The organism is Arthrobacter sp. NPDC089319 (assembly GCF_040684925.1).
Lineage (GTDB): Bacteria > Actinomycetota > Actinomycetes > Actinomycetales > Micrococcaceae > Crystallibacter.
Window position 1 is genome coordinate 503,738 of sequence record NZ_JBFBGZ010000001.1, and the last position, 17,168, is coordinate 520,905.

At 67.4% G+C, this 17,168-nt stretch carries 12 protein-coding genes; 10 read left to right on the plus strand and 2 right to left on the minus strand.

Annotated features, from left to right (window positions below; all coding sequences use genetic code 11):
• Positions 1 to 50 precede the first annotated feature (50 nt).
• Entirely contained in the window at positions 51 to 998 is a 948-nt protein-coding gene (locus tag AB0N75_RS02485) for a siderophore ABC transporter substrate-binding protein (protein ID WP_364644540.1), read from the minus strand.
• A 350-nt stretch (positions 999 to 1,348) separates the two neighbouring features.
• Here AB0N75_RS02485 and groES point away from each other — a divergent pair, with 350 nt between their 5' ends.
• The 4 genes from groES (at position 1,349) to AB0N75_RS02505 (ending at position 5,647) form a co-directional block, all read left to right on the plus strand.
• Positions 1,349 to 1,645: a co-chaperone GroES gene (gene groES, locus AB0N75_RS02490; RefSeq protein WP_127511177.1), complete on the plus strand. Its 297-nt coding sequence runs from the start codon at positions 1,349 to 1,351 to the stop codon at positions 1,643 to 1,645.
• A gap of 134 nt (positions 1,646 to 1,779) precedes the next feature.
• Complete coding sequence (gene groL / locus AB0N75_RS02495) at positions 1,780 to 3,384, plus strand: chaperonin GroEL (RefSeq protein WP_364644543.1); 1,605 nt, start codon at positions 1,780 to 1,782, stop codon at positions 3,382 to 3,384.
• A gap of 231 nt (positions 3,385 to 3,615) precedes the next feature.
• A complete protein-coding gene (gene guaB / locus AB0N75_RS02500; RefSeq protein ID WP_364644546.1) occupies positions 3,616 to 5,121 on the plus strand; it encodes an IMP dehydrogenase in 1,506 nt (501 codons plus the stop codon).
• A 136-nt stretch (positions 5,122 to 5,257) separates the two neighbouring features.
• Positions 5,258 to 5,647 carry a hypothetical protein gene (locus tag AB0N75_RS02505; RefSeq protein ID WP_364644549.1) on the plus strand — a complete coding sequence of 130 codons (390 nt, stop codon included), beginning with the start codon at positions 5,258 to 5,260 and terminating at the stop codon, positions 5,645 to 5,647.
• 4 nt (positions 5,648 to 5,651) lie between these two features.
• Here the strand turns inward: AB0N75_RS02505 and AB0N75_RS02510 are convergent, their stop codons facing one another.
• Positions 5,652 to 6,503: a hypothetical protein gene (locus AB0N75_RS02510; RefSeq protein WP_364644552.1), complete on the minus strand. Its 852-nt coding sequence runs from the start codon at positions 6,501 to 6,503 to the stop codon at positions 5,652 to 5,654.
• Positions 6,504 to 6,879: 376 nt separating this feature from the next.
• Between AB0N75_RS02510 and AB0N75_RS02515 the strand changes: the two genes are divergently transcribed.
• From AB0N75_RS02515 to AB0N75_RS02540, 6 genes are all read left to right on the plus strand, one after another.
• Positions 6,880 to 8,019, plus strand: coding sequence for a GuaB3 family IMP dehydrogenase-related protein (locus tag AB0N75_RS02515; protein WP_364644554.1), 1,140 nt, complete (start codon positions 6,880 to 6,882; stop codon positions 8,017 to 8,019).
• Between the two features lie 24 nt (positions 8,020 to 8,043).
• Entirely contained in the window at positions 8,044 to 9,768 is a 1,725-nt protein-coding gene (locus AB0N75_RS02520; protein ID WP_364644557.1) for a glycerol-3-phosphate dehydrogenase/oxidase, read from the plus strand.
• 72 nt (positions 9,769 to 9,840) lie between these two features.
• Complete coding sequence (locus AB0N75_RS02525; RefSeq protein ID WP_364644560.1) at positions 9,841 to 10,731, plus strand: SURF1 family protein; 891 nt, start codon at positions 9,841 to 9,843, stop codon at positions 10,729 to 10,731.
• Between the two features lie 5 nt (positions 10,732 to 10,736).
• Positions 10,737 to 11,228, plus strand: a complete 492-nt coding sequence (locus AB0N75_RS02530) for a DUF3817 domain-containing protein (protein ID WP_364644563.1) — start codon at positions 10,737 to 10,739, stop codon at positions 11,226 to 11,228.
• A 172-nt stretch (positions 11,229 to 11,400) separates the two neighbouring features.
• Entirely contained in the window at positions 11,401 to 12,990 is a 1,590-nt protein-coding gene (guaA, locus tag AB0N75_RS02535) for a glutamine-hydrolyzing GMP synthase (protein WP_364644566.1), read from the plus strand.
• A 118-nt stretch (positions 12,991 to 13,108) separates the two neighbouring features.
• Positions 13,109 to 17,134: a DUF4011 domain-containing protein gene (locus AB0N75_RS02540; protein ID WP_364644569.1), complete on the plus strand. Its 4,026-nt coding sequence runs from the start codon at positions 13,109 to 13,111 to the stop codon at positions 17,132 to 17,134.
• The last annotated feature ends 34 nt before the right edge of the window (positions 17,135 to 17,168 follow it).

The window sequence follows — 17,168 nt, forward strand, 5'->3', positions numbered from 1 at the left end:
TCGGACCACCGCGCAGGCCGCCGGCTTCAGAGCCGGCGGCCATACGGGTGCTACTTCGTAACGGCTGCCTGGACGGCGCTGATCATCGCATCCGTGTTGTTCAGGCCGTAGCCCACCAGGTACCAGGAAGCGGAATCCAGATAGGTAATGCTGTCGTTCTTTGCCGCCTTGGTGCCGTTGACCAGGTCGTTATCCAGAACAGCGGTGGCTGCCTCACCGGATTCGCCGACGGCCGAGTCTCGATCGATCACGAACAGGTGGTACGGGTTGGTTTCCGCGATGAATTCGTGCGAGATCGCCTCACCGTGCGGTCCCTCGGACTTCACCTCGGCAGCGGGCTGCACGCCCAGCACGTCATGGACGATGCCGAAGCGGGATCCGGCGCCGTAGGCGGTCATTTCGCCGCCGCTGGTCATCAGCACCAGGCCGGTGCCGGCGTCGGCAGCCGCGGCCTTGGTGTCCGCAATCTTGGTGTCGAGGGCGGCAAGCTTCTCGTCGACTTCGGTTTCCTTGCCGAAGATCTCGCCCAGAGTCGTTGAGACTTCCTTGAAGCTCTCGACCGGCGCCGCGGTATCGACGCTCAGGTCGATGGTCGGGGCGATCTTGCTCAGCTCGTCGTACGCCTCGGCAGTCCGGCCGGAGATGATGATCAGATCCGGAGCGCCCTCGCTGATCGCCTCGAAGTCTGGTTCCTTCATGGAGCCGATCTTGGTGTAGCTGTCTTCGCCATACTGCGCCAGGGACTCGGGGAACACGGCCTGCGGAACGCCGTCGACCTCGACGCCCAGGGCGGTGAGGCTGTCCAGCACGCCCAGGTCGAAGGTGTAGACGGTCTCCGGGTTCACCGGCACATCCGTGGTTCCCGAGGCATGCTCAACGCTGATCGTCTCTGCATCGGCGCCTGCTGCGGCATTGGTCTGCTGACCGCAAGCGCTCATAGCGAGCATGGAAACGGCTGCGGTCACGACCAGCAGGCCGGACTTCAGGGACTTTTTCACTGACACTCCATCATTCGTCAAATGTCGGGCCCCGAGGGAGGAGTCCGGCATTAGGCAACATAAACGTTTGCTATTTGCGCGTACTGTGAAAACTATCGGGTTAGGTAAGCCTTACGCAACTTGGGCCGCGGCCCGAAATGCCACCTCGCGTCATAAGAGGACGTGCAGGTAGCTGGGATCCATCTCCTGCTGGCACTCGCCTTGACCGAGTGCTAATCGGTCTCATAGAGTCGCAGTTAGCACTCTCCCCGTGTGGGTGCTAATACAAGGAACCGCCTGCCGGCACCGCGACGACGGCAGACATCTCCTTGGCCAAACCTATTCGTAGCTTATGAAAAGGAGAGAGCCGAGTGTCGGTCTCGATTAAGCCTCTTGAGGATCGTATTGTTGTCCAGCCGCTCGAAGCAGAGCAGACCACGGCCTCCGGCCTGGTTATCCCGGACACCGCCAAGGAAAAGCCGCAGGAAGGCAAAGTTGTCGCGATCGGCCCCGGCCGCGTCGATGACAATGGCAACCGGGTTCCCGTTGACGTAGCCGAGGGTGACGTAGTCATCTACTCGAAGTACGGCGGAACCGAGGTCAAGGTCGGCGGCGAAGAGTACCTGGTGCTCTCTGCCCGCGACGTGCTGGCCATCGTCACCAAGTAAGGCCCATCAGCTGAGTCCGGCGGCTCGGGCGCGCGCAGTCGACGCCCGCAGCCGGAACCACGGACAACCGAAATGCCCCGGCTGCCGCTGTATTGCAGCGCAACCGGGGCATTTCGCGTGAAAGGAACAAATTCATGGCAAAGCAGTTGGAGTTCAACGACGCGGCCCGCAAGGCGCTGGAAGCCGGCGTCGACAAGCTCGCCAATACCGTCAAGGTCACCCTCGGCCCCCGCGGCCGCAATGTGGTCCTGGACAAGAAGTGGGGCGCCCCCACGATCACCAATGACGGCGTGACCATCGCCCGCGAGGTGGAGCTGGACGATCCGTACGAGAACCTTGGCGCGCAGTTGGCCAAGGAAGTCGCCACCAAGACGAACGATGTGGCCGGCGACGGCACCACCACCGCCACTGTGCTGGCCCAGGCCCTGGTCAAGGAGGGCCTGCGCAACGTGGCCGCCGGCGCCGCACCGGGAGCGCTCAAGCACGGCATTGAGGTAGCGGTCGAGGCCGTTTCCGCACGCCTGCTGGAGAACGCCCGCGAGGTCGAGGACAAGGTGGCCGAGGTGGCCACCATCTCCGCCCAGAGCCCCGAGGTCGGCCAGCTGTTGGCCGAAGCCTTCGACAAGGTGGGCAAGGACGGCGTCATCACCATCGAAGAAGCCTCCAGCATGGACACCGAACTGGTGCTCACTGAAGGAATGCAGTTCGACAAGGGCCTGCTGTCTCAGTATTTCGTCACCGATCAGGAGCGCCAGGAGGCCGTCCTCGAGGATGCGCTGATCCTGATCTCCCAAGGCAAGATCTCCACGGTGCAGGAATTCCTGCCCCTGTTGGAGAAGGTGCTGCAGGCGAACAAGCCGCTGTTCATCATCGCCGAAGACATCGACGGCGAAGCCCTGTCCACCCTGGTTGTCAATAAGATCCGCGGCACGCTCAACGTGGCCGCCGTGAAGGCACCTGGCTTCGGCGACCGCCGCAAGGCCATGCTGCAGGACATCGCGGTGCTCACCGGCGCCCAGGTGGTGTCCGCGGACCTCGGTCTGAAGCTGGACCAGGTTGGCCTCGAGGTGCTGGGTACCGCCCGCCGGATCACCGTCACCAAGGACAACACCACCATTGTGGACGGTGCCGGTTCGGAGGCCGATGTGGCGGACCGCGTGGCCCAGTTGCAGGCAGAGGTGCTGCGCACCGATTCCGATTGGGACCGCGAGAAGCTGCAGGAACGCCTGGCCAAGCTGGCCGGTGGCATCGGCGTGATCAAGGTCGGCGCTGCCACCGAGGTCGAGATGAAGGAGAAGAAGCACCGGATCGAGGACGCAGTGTCCTCCACCCGCGCTGCTCTGGAAGAAGGCATCGTTGCCGGCGGCGGTTCCGCACTGGTCCACGCTGCCCAGGCTCTAGATACCGACCCGAATGTACTGGCCCTTGAGGGCGATGCAGCCACCGCCGTCGGACTCGTCCGCCGCGCGCTGGCCCAGCCGCTGCGCTGGATCGCCGAGAACGCCGGCCACGAGGGCATGGTCGTCGTCTCCAAGGTGGGCGAACTGACCGTCAACAACGGTTTCAACGCCGCCACCGGCGAGTACGAGGACCTGTTCGCCGCCGGCGTCATCGACCCCGTCAAGGTGACCCGTTCGGCGCTGCGCAACGCGGCGTCGATCGCAGCCCTGGTGCTGACCACCGAAACCCTGGTCGTCGAGAAGCCGGCCGACGAGGACGAGCACAACCACCAGCACTAACAGCCTGAAGGGTTGCCGCACCCGCGGGGACCGGCGGGCAGTCAAGCACAGAGGGGACCAGGCCGTGCCTGGTCCCCTCTGTGCTGCCCGCGAGGGCCGTTAGCTCCACCACATCGCGAGCGGGCAGAAATATCGGCTGCGCCGGAAACGTTTAGGATGTAATCAACCTCAGGAACCGGTCTTCAGGCTGTGTCCGGAGGCCGCCACCGGTATCGTTCGAAAGGCCCTGCAGTGTCCGAAGAATTCAATCCGTTCGCTTTCGAGGGTCTGACCTACGACGACGTTCTGCTGTTGCCCGGCCCCACGGATGTCATTCCGTCCGAGGCCGACACCAGTTCGCGCCTGACCCGTCGAATCACCGTGCAGACCCCGCTGCTCTCCGCCGCCATGGACACGGTGACCGAATCCCGGATGGCCATCGCCATGGCCCGCCAGGGCGGTCTGGGTGTGATCCACCGCAATCTCTCCATTGCGGACCAGGCCGAGCACGTGGACCGGGTCAAGCGCAGCGAATCCGGCATGATCACCAACCCGGTGACCATCGCCCCGGACGCCACGCTCGCCGAGCTGGACGAGCTCTGCTTCAACTACCGCGTCTCCGGCCTGCCGGTGGTGGACTCCGAGGGCAAGCTGCTGGGCATCTGCACCAACCGCGACACCCGCTTTGTGCCCCGCGCCGACTACCCGACCACGAAGGTGCACGAGGTAATGACCTCGATGCCGCTGATCACCGGCAAGGTCGGCATCAGCCGCCCCGACGTGATCGAACTGCTGGGCAAGAACCGGATCGAGAAGCTGCCGCTGGTGGACGATGCCGGCATCCTGCAGGGCCTCATCACGGTCAAAGACTTTGACAAGGCGGAGCAGTACCCGCTGGCCACCAAGGACGACGACGGCCGGCTCCGCGTCGGCGCCGCCGTCGGTTTCTTCGGCGACGGCTACGAGCGTGCCATGACCATGATCGATGCCGGCGTGGACGTGTTGGTGGTGGACACCGCCAACGGCCACAGCCAGGGCGTGCTGGACATGATCGCCCGGCTCAAGAAGGATCCGGCCGCGGCCCACGTGGATGTCATCGGCGGCCAGGCAGCCACCCGCGAGGGTGCGCAGGCGCTGGTCGATGCCGGCGCCGACGCCATCAAGGTGGGCGTAGGCCCCGGATCCATCTGCACCACCCGCGTGGTGGCCGGTGTGGGCGTCCCGCAGATTACCGCGATCTACGAGTCCGCCAAGGCAGCCATCCCGGCCGGCATCCCGGTGATTGCCGACGGCGGCCTGCAGCACTCCGGCGACATCGGCAAGGCCCTCGTCGCCGGCGCCGACACCGTGATGCTCGGCTCGTTGCTGGCCGGTGCCGCCGAGTCCCCAGGCGATCTGGTGTTCGTCAACGGCAAGCAGTTCAAGGCGTACCGCGGCATGGGCTCGTTGGGCGCCATGCAGACCCGCGGCAAGAACACGTCCTTCTCCAAGGACCGCTATTTCCAGGCCGATGTGCCCGACGACGAAAAGCTGATCCCCGAAGGCATCGAAGGCCAGGTGCCGTACCGCGGCCCGCTGTCCGCCGTGGCGCACCAGTTGGTGGGCGGCTTGCGTCAGACCATGTTCTACACCGGAGCCCGCACCGTCGCCGAACTTAAGGCCAAGGGTAAGTTCGTCCGGATCACCGCTGCGGGCCTGAAGGAATCCCACCCGCACGACATCATGATGACCGTGGAGGCACCGAACTACAAGCGGTAGCCCCACAGCCCACGAGAGAGGCGCCGTTCACTGCAACTGGGGGAGCGGCGCCTCGCGCATTAACGTGCGGCATGCAACGTTGTGGCCGCTTCGCGGAGCGCTGGCCACAGCGGCAACGGAGCTATAGGTTCGGGGCATGACAGCTCCAGCGCCCGTGCCTCGCGTGCTGGTGATCGGGCTGAACCCGTACAAGGTGCCGGGGCCGTGGGACCCGCGGCCGGTGGCGGATGCCATCGAGGCCGGCATGGCAACGTTCGCCCGCCACGGAGTCGGCGCCCAGGCCTGCCTGTTCGGGCTGGACGGCAGCGATGACCCGGAAGCGATGGTCGCGGCCGCCCTTCGCGCTCATCCCTGGGAGTGCGTCGTTGTCGGCGGGGGTGTGCGCAGAGCAGAGGACCGTCCCCAGCTGTTCGAGCGGATCATCAACCTCGTGCGCCGGCACGCTCCGGACGCGGCCATCGCGTTCAACGCCAGTCCCGAAGAGACCTATGCGGCGGCTGCCCGCTGGATCGACGCCGCCGGGTAAGCGCTCAGCCGCGGGCCAACGGCACCCGGGACGGGCCGGCGGGCTGCGACCAGCCGCGGGTATGGACGGGGCAGCGCATGGGTGCGTGGGCACGGGCATGCACGCGGCCGCCGACCGCCACACGGGTGAGCCAACGGAGCCGACGTCGGAAGATCAGAAGCGCGATGATCACGATGGCGGCAGTGTCAGGCCAGCGCGGCGCCGGCCAGTTATCCGGCGCGGGCGGATAGGCGCCGCTGGACAATCCGGCGGCTCGCTCGAAGTGGTTGCGTGAGGACGGGAACAGCGCTCCGTCGATGATGTATGCCGCCGGAAATGCGAACGGGCCGGCGAGCAAGCTGCCTACGGCCCACTGGTCGACGTGCCGCGACTCGTGGCTGGCGAGTTTCACCTCCTCGGTCCGGGTCTGGGAGATGTTCGGGCCATAGCGGACATACTGGCCCTCGTCGGCTATGCCGTAGCCGTTGACGCTCAAGGCGCCCGCTGGGTCTACCGGCGGCATCCATGCAAGGAACACATCGCCGAGCATTGTTCCGCCACCACTGGTCCGCGGCGGGTGCCAGAACATGACCCACAGCGACGGTCCCGAGCACGATTCCATCTCAAGGCTGCGCCCGGTCAGGACCCCGACGCCGCTGATCGGGGCTACCAGGAAATTGCGGGTGATGTTCCACGGGGCCGGCGGTGAAATCTTCAGATACGGCTCGGGTTTGATCCGCCCGTCGGCAGTTATATGGCTGTGGCAAACGATGTGCGGGGAGAATGCCTCCAGCGCGCGGGCCCCAGCCCCCGCGACGAGGAGGACCGCCACCACAACGACGGCGATCCCGCGCACCCGCTGGTGGAAAGCGCACACGGAACACGATGCGGCTCTCCGCAACCGTCGCGAACGCAGGGAGGGCATGGACCAGATGAGCCCAGCGATGCCAAAGCACAGGATGGACCCCAGGCCACTCGCGAACGGTCGCATGCGCTCAACGGACCGCCGGAATCTTCCGCCCATGCCTGCCCACTTCCCGCTGAAGCTACCTGCGGCCGGCCAGCGGCAACCTGAGGAGAGCGGGCCTACGGTGCGCTTGCCTGCCGTGCGGCAGGTCGAGCGTACCGCCTGCGCCGGGACGACGCCAGCAGTCGGCCCCAGGGGAGCGCGCAGCCGCCGGCCGCGGCCGGCGTAGTTCCTGTCACCGCGGGTTCACGGGTGAAGCGTTCCAGCAGTGGGATAACCTAGAGCCGTGACTTACGAGATTGAAATTGGCCGTGGCAAGCGTGGGCGCCGAGCCTACTCCCTCGATGACGTGGCGATCGTCCCGTCGCGCCGCACGCGCGACCCGAAAGATGTCTCTGTCAGCTGGCAGATCGACGCGTACAAGTTCGACGCCCCGGTGATCGCCGCGCCGATGGACTCGGTGATGTCCCCGGCCACCGCCATAGCGCTGGGCAAGCTGGGCGGCCTTGGCGTGCTCAATCTCGAAGGACTGTGGACCCGCTACGAGGATCCGCTGCCGGTGCTCGATGAAATCGAAGCTCTGGGCACGGAGAATTTCAACCCGGCCGCCACCAAGCGGATGCAGGAGCTCTACGCGGCACCGGTCCAGCCGGAGCTGATTACCTCCCGCCTGGCCGAGATCCGCGAGGCCGGGGTGACCGTGGCCGGATCGCTGACCCCGCAGCGCACGCAGGAGCACTACAAGACGGTGCTGGCCGCCGGCGTGGACATCTTCGTGATCCGCGGCACTACGGTCTCTGCAGAGCATGTGTCCAAGACACAGGAGCCGCTGAACCTGAAGCAGTTCATCTACGAACTGGACGTGCCGGTGATCGTCGGCGGCGCGGCCGGCTACACCCCGGCCCTGCACCTGATGCGCACCGGCGCGGCCGGCGTGCTGGTGGGCTTTGGCGGGGGAGCCACCACCACCACGCGGCGCGCGCTGGGCATCCATGCACCGATGGCCTCGGCGATCTCCGACGTGGCTGCCGCGCGGCGGGACTACATGGACGAATCCGGCGGCCGCTACGTGCATGTGATTGCCGACGGCGGACTCGGCTTCAGCGGCGACATCGTCAAGGCCATCGCCATGGGAGCCGACGCCGTCATGCTCGGTTCGGCACTGGCCCGGGCCGAAGAAGCCCCCGGCCGCGGCTGGCACTGGGGCCAGGAGGCCCACCACGACGAGCTGCCGCGCGGAGACCGCGTGAATGTGGGCACCGTGGGTCCGTTGGAGCGGGTGCTGCACGGGCCATCGAACCACACGGACGGCACGTCCAACCTCGTCGGTGCGCTGCGAAGGTCGATGGCCACCACCGGGTACTCCGACCTGAAGGAATTCCAGCGCTGCGAAGTGGTGCTGGCGCCCATCCAGCCCGGCGACTGATCCCGATCATGGAAGGCTGAGGCGATGACCACCGGTGCCCTGAGTCCCGAGAGCCGCGAGCAGTCGCTGGCTGCCTTGCGCGCCACCGCGGAGCGCGGGGCCGAACTGGACGTGCTGATCGTCGGTGGAGGCGTGGTGGGTGCCGGGGCGGCGCTGGACGCGGCCACCCGCGGGCTGGACGTGGGCATTGTGGAGGCGCGGGACTGGGCCTCGGGGACGTCGTCGCGGTCTTCCAAATTGATCCACGGCGGGCTGCGGTATCTGGAGATGCTGGACTTCGCATTGGTGCGTGAGGCGCTGCAGGAACGCGGGCTGCTGCTGGAGCGCATCGCGCCGCATCTGGTGCGGCCGGTGCCGTTCCTCTATCCGCTGACCAAACGGTTCGTGGAGCGGCCCTACGTGGGCGCGGGCGTCGCCTTGTACGACGCGTTGGCGGTGGCCACCGGGCGCGGCCGCGGCGTGCCCTTCCACAAACACTTGTCCCGGCACGGGACCCTCCGGGCGGCACCCAGCCTGAAGAAGGACGCCATGGTGGGGTCCATCCGCTACTACGATGCGCAGGTGGACGACGCCCGGCTGGTGGTGAACCTGGTCCGCACGGCCGCCGCGTTCGGAGCGCAGGCGGTGAACCGGCTGTCCGTCATCGACTTCCTGCGCGAGGGTGAACGCGTGGTCGGCGCGCGCGTGCGCAACCAAGAGGACGGCAGCGAGTTCAACATCCGCGCCAAGCAGGTGGTCAATGCCACCGGTGTGTGGACGGACGAGACCCAGGCGATGGTCACCGAACGCGGCCAGTTGAGCGTCCGTGCGTCCAAGGGAATCCACCTGGTGGTGCCGCGGGACCGCTTCCAGTCCACCGTGGGGCTGATCCTCCGCACCGAAAAATCGGTGCTGTTCGTGATTCCGTGGGGCCGGCACTGGATCATCGGCACCACGGACACGGACTGGGACCTGGACAAGGCCCACCCGGCGGCCTCGTCCAAGGACATCGACTACCTGCTCGAACACGTCAACCAGGTGCTGCAGCGCCCGCTCACCCGGGAGGACGTCGAAGGCGTCTATGCCGGACTCCGGCCGCTGCTGGCGGGCGAAAACGATTCCACCGCGAAGCTATCGCGCGAACACGTGGTGGCGCACCCGGTCCCCGGACTGGTGGTGGTGGCCGGCGGCAAGTACACCACCTACCGCGTGATGGCCAGGGACGCCGTGGACGAGGCCGCGCGGGCCTTGGACGAGCGCGTGCCGCCGAGCTGCACCGATACCATTCCGCTGCTCGGCGCCTCCGGGTTCAAGGCCGCGTGGAACAAGCGCAGCCGCACCGCCGACCGGACCGGCATCCACGTGGCCCGGGTGGAGCACCTGCTCAACCGCTTCGGCTCCATGGCCGGGGACGTGCTGGACATCATCACGGAACGGCCCGAGCTGGCCGAACCGCTGCCGGGCGCCGACGACTACCTGGCGGCCGAGGTGGTCTATGCGACCACGCACGAGGGGGCCCGGCACATCCACGACGTGCTCACCCGCCGGACCCGGATCTCCATCGAGGCCTGGGACCGCGGTGTCTCGGCCGCGCCGGTGGTGGCCAAGCTGATGGCGCCGATCCTGGGCTGGAGCGAGGAACAAGTGGAACGCGAGGTGAAGCACTATCTGGCGCGGGTGGAAGCAGAACGACTCAGCCAGGAACAGCCCGACGACGTCTCCGCAGACAGTGCCCGGATGGGCGTCGACGACATCGTGCCGCTGGCCTAAGGGCGCGGGTGCAGCCTACGGCGGACCCCGGCTGGATTCGTTTTCTACAGGCTTGCGAAGTACCTTTAAAGGGTGCTCAAGACTGCCCTGAAACCCCGCTGGATAGCGGCTCTGGTGCTTGCGCTGACGCTGTCCACGGTGTTTGTGCTGCTGAGCCAGTGGCAGTTTTCCGCCTCGCAGAGCAAACCGCCGCCGCCCCCGGGCGAGACCGAAACCGTCAAGCCGCTGACCGACGTCTTTAAGCCGGGCATCCCGATGATGGCCGCCACGGCGGACCAGATGGTCAGCGTGCACGGCAGTTTTGTCCCCGGCTCCCAGGTGCTGGTCCAGGGCCGTCTGCAGGACGGTGACAGCGGACTGTGGGTGGTGGACGCCTTCGCCGTGGACGGCGTCGAGCAGTCCCGCGAAGACGTGGTCATCCCCGTGGTGCGCGGCTGGATCAAGGATCCGGCAGATGCCGCTCCCGCTCCGGAAGGCGAGGCCAACGTCGTCGGGCGCCTGCTGCCCACCGAGGCTCCGCTGCCCGGTGCCAGGCCCGCCGGGCAGGTTGCGTCGCTCTCGGTTGCCGAGCTGATCAACCGCTGGGACGCGCCGAGCTATGCCGGCTTCGTGGTCGGTACCGGCTACACCGTTGCCGGCAAGGACCTGGGCACGGCAACCGACGGCACCGCCATGCAGCCGGTGGTCGTCGGACCGCAGCCGCAGGAAGCTCCGCTGAACTGGATGAACATCTTCTACGCGGTGGAATGGGTGGTGTTCGCCGGGTTCGCCATCTTCCTCTGGTGGCGGCTGGTGGCAGATGACCACCGCCGCGACCTGGAGGACGCCGAAGACGCGGCCGCAGAAGCCCGCTTCGCTGCCGAGGCCGAACGCGGCGCGGCGGCCCAGGCAGAACCTCATCCCGCCGGCCCGGACGGCGCCGACCAGACCACATCCAGCAACACACCCCACGCAACGAGGTAGTCCACGTGACAGAAAATGCTCCCGACCGTTCCGCCGCGCCCCAGCGCCCCGCCAAGCGCCGCTTCGCCGGAACGCACACCCAGATCCGCTCCGCCCTGACGTTCTACAAGGTCACCTCCTACATCACCGGCATCATGCTGCTGCTGCTCTGTGCGGAGATGGTGCTGCGCTACGGTTTCAACCTGTTCCTGTTCGCCGGCGCGACCAACACGCTGACCGGGGAGACCTTCGCGCTCGGCCTGGCGCAGGCCGAACCCTCGGTGATAGAAGGCGTAAACCTCTCCATCGCGGTGCTGGTGGCGCACGGCTGGCTGTATGTGCTCTACCTGATTGCCGACTTCCGGCTCTGGTCGCTGATGCGCTGGCCGTTCACCAAGTTCGTGCTGATCGCCCTGGGCGGCGTGATCCCGTTCCTGTCCATCATTCTGGAGCGGAAGATCCACCGCGAGGTGGAAGAAGAGCTGTCCGCCCACCCCGAAGCCGCCAAGCGCTACTGACCGAGGCGGCCACCGGCCCTAGTGGAAAGGCACGGCGGTGAGGAGCACGACGGCGGGGCCCACCGGCGTCGTGCCTTGGCTCACCGTGTATTGGGTCACCCGTGCCTTAGCTCACGCCGCGAAGCCCGACGTCAAAGTGCGTGCCCCCGGGCACGGCGACTATCCTGTAGGGGTGACTACTCCTCCCCCCGCCACTACGGACCACCGGCCTGTCCTCGTTGTTGACTACGGGGCCCAGTACGCGCAGCTGATTGCCCGCCGCGTACGCGAAGCCAACGTGTACTCCGAAATCGTTCCGCACACCTTCTCTACCGAACAGCTGATGGCCAAGAACCCGGTGGCCATCATCCTCTCCGGCGGCCCGTCCAGCGTGTACGCCGAGGGAGCGCCCCGCGTCGGCGCCGACCTGTTCGAGACCGGCGTTCCGGTGTTCGGCATTTGCTACGGCTTCCAGGCCATGGCGAACGCCCTGGGCGGCACGGTGGCGAAGACCGGCCTGCGCGAGTATGGCGCCACGGACGCCACCACCGTTGGCGAGGGACGCTCGATCCTGACCGGCATCCCGGCCTCGCAGAACACCTGGATGAGCCATGGCGACTCCGTACAGGAGGCGCCCGAAGGCTTCGACGTGCTGGCCAGCACGGCCGGTGCACCGGTAGCGGCCTTCGCGAACGAGGAAAAGAAGCTGTACGGCGTGCAGTGGCATCCCGAGGTCAAGCACTCCGCGCACGGCCAGCAGGTGCTGGAGAACTTCCTGTTCCAGGGCGCCGGACTGAAGCCCAACTGGACCACCGGCAACATCCTGGAAGAGCAGGTGGAGCGCATCCGCGCGCAGATCGGCGATTCCCGCGTGATCTGCGGGCTGTCCGGCGGGGTGGACTCGGCCGTCGCCGCGGCCTTGGTGCAGCGCGCAGTCGGCGACCAGCTGACTTGTGTCTTCGTGGATCACGGGCTGCTGCGCGAGGGCGAAGCCGAGCAGGTGGAGCGTGACTTCGTCGCCGCCACCGGCGTGAACCTGTACGTTGCCAACGAGCAGCAGCGCTTCCTGTCCGCGCTGGCCGGAGTCACCGATCCGGAGACCAAGCGCAAGATCATTGGCCGCGAGTTCATCCGCGCCTTCGAAGCGGCCGAAAAGGCCGTGCTGGCCGAGGCGGCCGCGGAGGGCGAATCGGTGAAATACCTGGTGCAGGGAACGCTGTACCCGGATGTGGTCGAGTCCGGCGGCGGCGAGGGCGCCGCGAACATCAAGAGCCACCACAACGTGGGCGGTCTGCCCGAGGACCTGCAGTTCGAGTTGGTCGAGCCGCTGCGCACGCTGTTCAAGGACGAAGTCCGCGCCGTCGGCGCGCAGCTGGGCCTGCCGGCCGAGATCGTCGGCCGCCAGCCGTTCCCGGGCCCGGGCCTGGGCATCCGCATCATCGGCGAAGTCACGCAGGAACGCCTGGACCTGCTGCGCAAGGCCGACGCGATTGCGCGCGCGGAACTGACCGCCGCAGGCCTGGACCAGGAAGTCTGGCAGATGCCGGTGGTCCTGCTGGCCGACGTGCGCAGCGTGGGCGTGCAGGGCGACGGCCGCACCTACGGGCACCCGATCGTGCTCCGTCCGGTCTCCTCCGAGGACGCGATGACCGCTGACTGGTCCCGCCTGCCCTACGACCTGCTGGCCAGGATCTCCAACCGGATCACCAACGAAGTGGACGGTGTCAACCGCGTGGTGCTCGACGTGACGAGCAAGCCGCCGGGAACCATCGAGTGGGAGTAGCCACAACGGGCAACCGCTGCCAACCCGCCGCACAGCGCGGGAACACTGCACAGCAAAATTCGCCGAGGCAGTGTTGCGGTCGCCCGTTTGGCGTTTAAAGTCCGATACCTTGATTGACATGCCGTTGTGGTCGAGGCAAGTAGCCGAGAGTGAAGTAAAGGGGGCAGCCGTGTCGCTGGCCAGCGTAGCTGAGGCTGCTGAAGACGTTGTGGCATCGTGGCTGGAGAACCTGGGCGATGTGGCCGGGTCCGACACTTTGCTGCGGTTCGCTCCGACGTCCTCGAATAGCATCGACCTGACGCATGCCCACCCTTCCGGTCTGGCCCAATTGCTGGCCGGGCGCCGAACCCGTCTTTCCACCTTGTTGCGCGATCCGAACCAGTACGCCGCCGCGATGCGTACCGCCCGCAGCCTGCGGGCCAAGATCCTGGAGCTGGGTTCCGACCGCGGCATCGACGTCGGCTACCTTGCCGCGGGCACCGCGTCCTGGCGGGTTCCGGAGGTCGGCCGGTCGGAGTCGCTGAACGCCCCGGTGATGCTGACACCGGTGGCGCTGACCGTGCGCCCCAGCCAGGACGACTTCGAGCTGCAGTTGGCCGACCGTGCCCGGCTGAACCCCGCCCTGGTCCGCCACCTGTCCGCCGAGCAGGGGATCGGCATCGATGCCGAGGCGACCGCCCGGCTGGCCTACGGCACTGCCCGCCTCGACCCGCACCCGGTGCTGGAACGGCTTCGCCTGCTCACCGCGGACGTGCGGAACATGACCATCGAACACCATTTTCTGGTGTCCACCTTCGCCGATCTGGAGGCCGTCACCGACCCGGTCCTGATCGATGCGGCTCACCCGGTGATTCAGGCTCTGGCGGAAGCCGGCGCGGGTTCGGGGGAGGGACGCCCCGTTGCCCACGGCCTGGGCGCGGTGCCGGTGCCGGAGGTGGAACTGCCGCCGATCGATGAGCGCGATCCTCAGGACGAGTTCCTGCTGCTGGACGCCGACGCGGCGCAGCAGCAGGTGCTGGACCTGGTCCAGGCCGGGCACTCGCTGGTGGTTTCGACGCCGCCGGGCACCGGCCAGACCCAGACCGCGCTCAACGCCGCGGCGGCGCTCGCCTACGAGGGCAAGAGCGTGCTGGTGGTGGCGGAGCGCCGCGGCACGCTGAACGAATTCGCACAGCTGCTGGAAACCGTGGACCTGGGATCGCTGACGCTGCAGCTCAGTGCCGACCTGACGCCTGACCAGCTGCGCCAGACGCTGATCCGCGCCATCAGCCGCAGCGAAAAGGCGCAGGAGCCGCAGCTGCGGAAGCTGCACGCCACGCTCGCCGACCACCGGCACAAGCTGCTGGACCACGTTAAATCGCTGCACAACGTCCGGAGCCGCTGGCGCTGCTCGCCGTATCAGGCCATGCAGTCGCTGGCCAAGCTCACCTCGCTTGATCCGGCGCCGGCTACCACGGTGCGGTTGAAGCGCTCGGTGCTGGACAGCATTACCGACCGGGCCGAACTGACGGCGCGGTTGGTCCGCGCGGCCGAACTAGGCAGCTTCAGCAAATCCTCCACCACCAGTCCGTGGTTCGGGGCCAAGCTGCTCAACCGCAAGGAAACGGAGGACGCCCACCAGCTGGCCTCCGACCTGGCCAAGGATGTTCCGGAGCTGCGGACTCGGATGAACAAGGTGGCCGAGCATTCGCAGATCGCCCTCGCCGACACGTTCCGCGAGTGGGGCCAGCAGCTGCAGCTGCTGGTGGAGGTCCGCGGCAGCCTGGACAAGTTCACCCCTGACATCTTCGACCGGCCGGTCACCGACCTGATCTCGGCGACCGCGCCGAACTCCTGGCGGCGGGACCGCGGGATCGAGATGAGCTCGATGACGCGCTCCCGGCTGCGCAAGGTGGCCAAGGAATACATCCGCCCCGGCGTGCACATCTCCGACCTGCATGAATCCCTTTTCGAAGTGCAGCAGCAGCGGACCAAATGGGCCGACTACGCCACCTCGCAGCGCCATCCGGCGGTGCCGTCCGGCCTGGCCGACCTGAACAGCTTCTACCGGGACGTGTCAGGGCGGCTGCAGAAACTGGCCGCCCTGCTGGCACCGGTGCCGGAGGACCGCGCACTGGTGGCCATGCCCGACGGCGAACTCCAGGAACAGCTGAACTCGCTGGCCGCGGACAAGGAAACTCTGATCAACCTGCCCGAACGCACGCTGCTGCTTGAGCAGATGCGCGAACACGGGCTGGGCGAGCTGCTGGACGACCTGGCCGAGCGACAGGTCAGCGCCGAGCAGGTGGGCGCCGAACTGGACCTTGCCTGGTGGCAGTCGGCGCTGGAAGCGATGATCAGCGGCGACGATTACCTGGCCATGTCGGACGGCGACAATCTGCGCAAGCTCGAGGCCGTTTATCGGCTCGCCGACAACGCGCACATCGCGTCCGGTCCCGCCCGGCTGCGCTGGGAACTGGCGCAGAACTGGCGGCATTCGCTCAAAAGCAAGCCCAAGGCAGCCCACCGGTTGCGCGAGCTGCTCAAGGCCGGCGAACCTACGCTGGCCGCGCTGGGGCAGCAGTCGGAATCGCTGGTGTCGGCGCTGCTGCCGATCTGGACAGCCTCCCCGCTGGTGCTGCCGCTGCTGCTGCCGGAAGGCAAGCACTTCGACGCCGTGATCGTCCTCGACGCCGAGGCCACCAGCCTGCCGTCGGCCCTGGCCGCGGTCTCCCGCGCGCATCAGGTGGTGGCGTTCGGCGACGGCGAGCTCGGCCGCGCAGCGCCCTTCGAAGTGAATGTGGACCGCCGCAACGATCCGGTCACCGGCGAGGCCCCGAAGCCGTTGACCAGCTGCTTCCACGCCCTCTCCGAGGTGCTCCCGGTTGTGCGCTTGACCACCGCGTACCGCGCCGTGGACCTGGACCTGACCCGCTCGTTGAGCGACAAGTTCTACGCGGGATCGCTGTCCCGGCTGCCCGGTGCCAGCTCCATCCGCGGCGGCGGCCTGGAAGTGGAATACCTGCCGGACGGTACCGGCATGCCCGGCGCCGGCCACGAAGGCGTAGAGAGCGTTCCGGCCGAACTGAACCGCGTAGTGGACCTGGTCTTCGAGCACATCAGCCTGCGGCCGTCGCGGTCGCTCGCCGTGGTAACGGCCAGCGCCCGGCATGCCGCCCGGGTGGCGGAGGCCATCCGGCTGCAGATGCCCAACTACCCGTCGGCAACAAGCTTCTTCCAGCGCCGCCAAGAACCTTTCCGGGTGGTCCCGGTGGAACGCGCCTCCGGACTGGTCCGCGACGACGTGATTTTCTCGCTGGGCTTCGGCCGGACACCGCACGGCCGTGCGGTACATGACTTCGGGCCCTTGTCGGCGGCGGGCGGGCGGGCTCTCTTCGCGACCGCGGTGACCCGGTCCAGGCACTCGCTGCACGTGCTCAGCTGCTTCCGTCCGGAGGACCTGGACCCGGAGCGGCTGCGGCATGGAGCGGTCGATTTCCACGAACTGTTGGACCGCCATCTGGGCGACGGTCGCTTCCGGGCATCGGAACTCTCGCCGGGCATCGACGACCCGCTGGTCGCCGACCTGGTGGAGCGCATCCGCAGCCGCGGCGCCCGCGTTTGGGACCACTATTACGGACTCATCGATATCGTGGCCAGCACGAACGCGGTAGAGTATTCGCCGGATGTTGAACCGACGCTTCCGGTGGCCCTGGAATCGGATGGGACCCCGGAGTACCGGCAGCTGACCGTACGCGAACGCAGCCGGCTGCGCCCGCAGCAGCTGGAACGGCTCGGCTGGCGGCCGCTGACCCTGTGGACCATCGAGGTGTTCACTGATCCGGAGAAATGCGCGGACCTGATCGGAGGCTACTTGGGACTGCAGAAGCCGGAAGAACCGGTAGAACAGAACGGCCGCCCGACCGGTCCGGGACAGCAGGAGCCGGCAGCTCAGCCCGGGCAGGCCCCGGCTGAGCCCGAAACCGATGCCACGGCCGAGGCACAGGAAACCGGCCAGGACGGGTTGCGGCCGCGCCGTGCCAAGCGAAGCCAGTCCCCGACGCTGCCGACCAAGGCAACCGAGGACGACCCCCACGCCTGGGGCGACCGGGACGAGGACCGGGACGCCTGGCTGCGTGAGCAGCGCCCTCCGCACTGGGGCTAAGCCGGGCACCCGGAGATTGAGCGGCTGGGAGCCC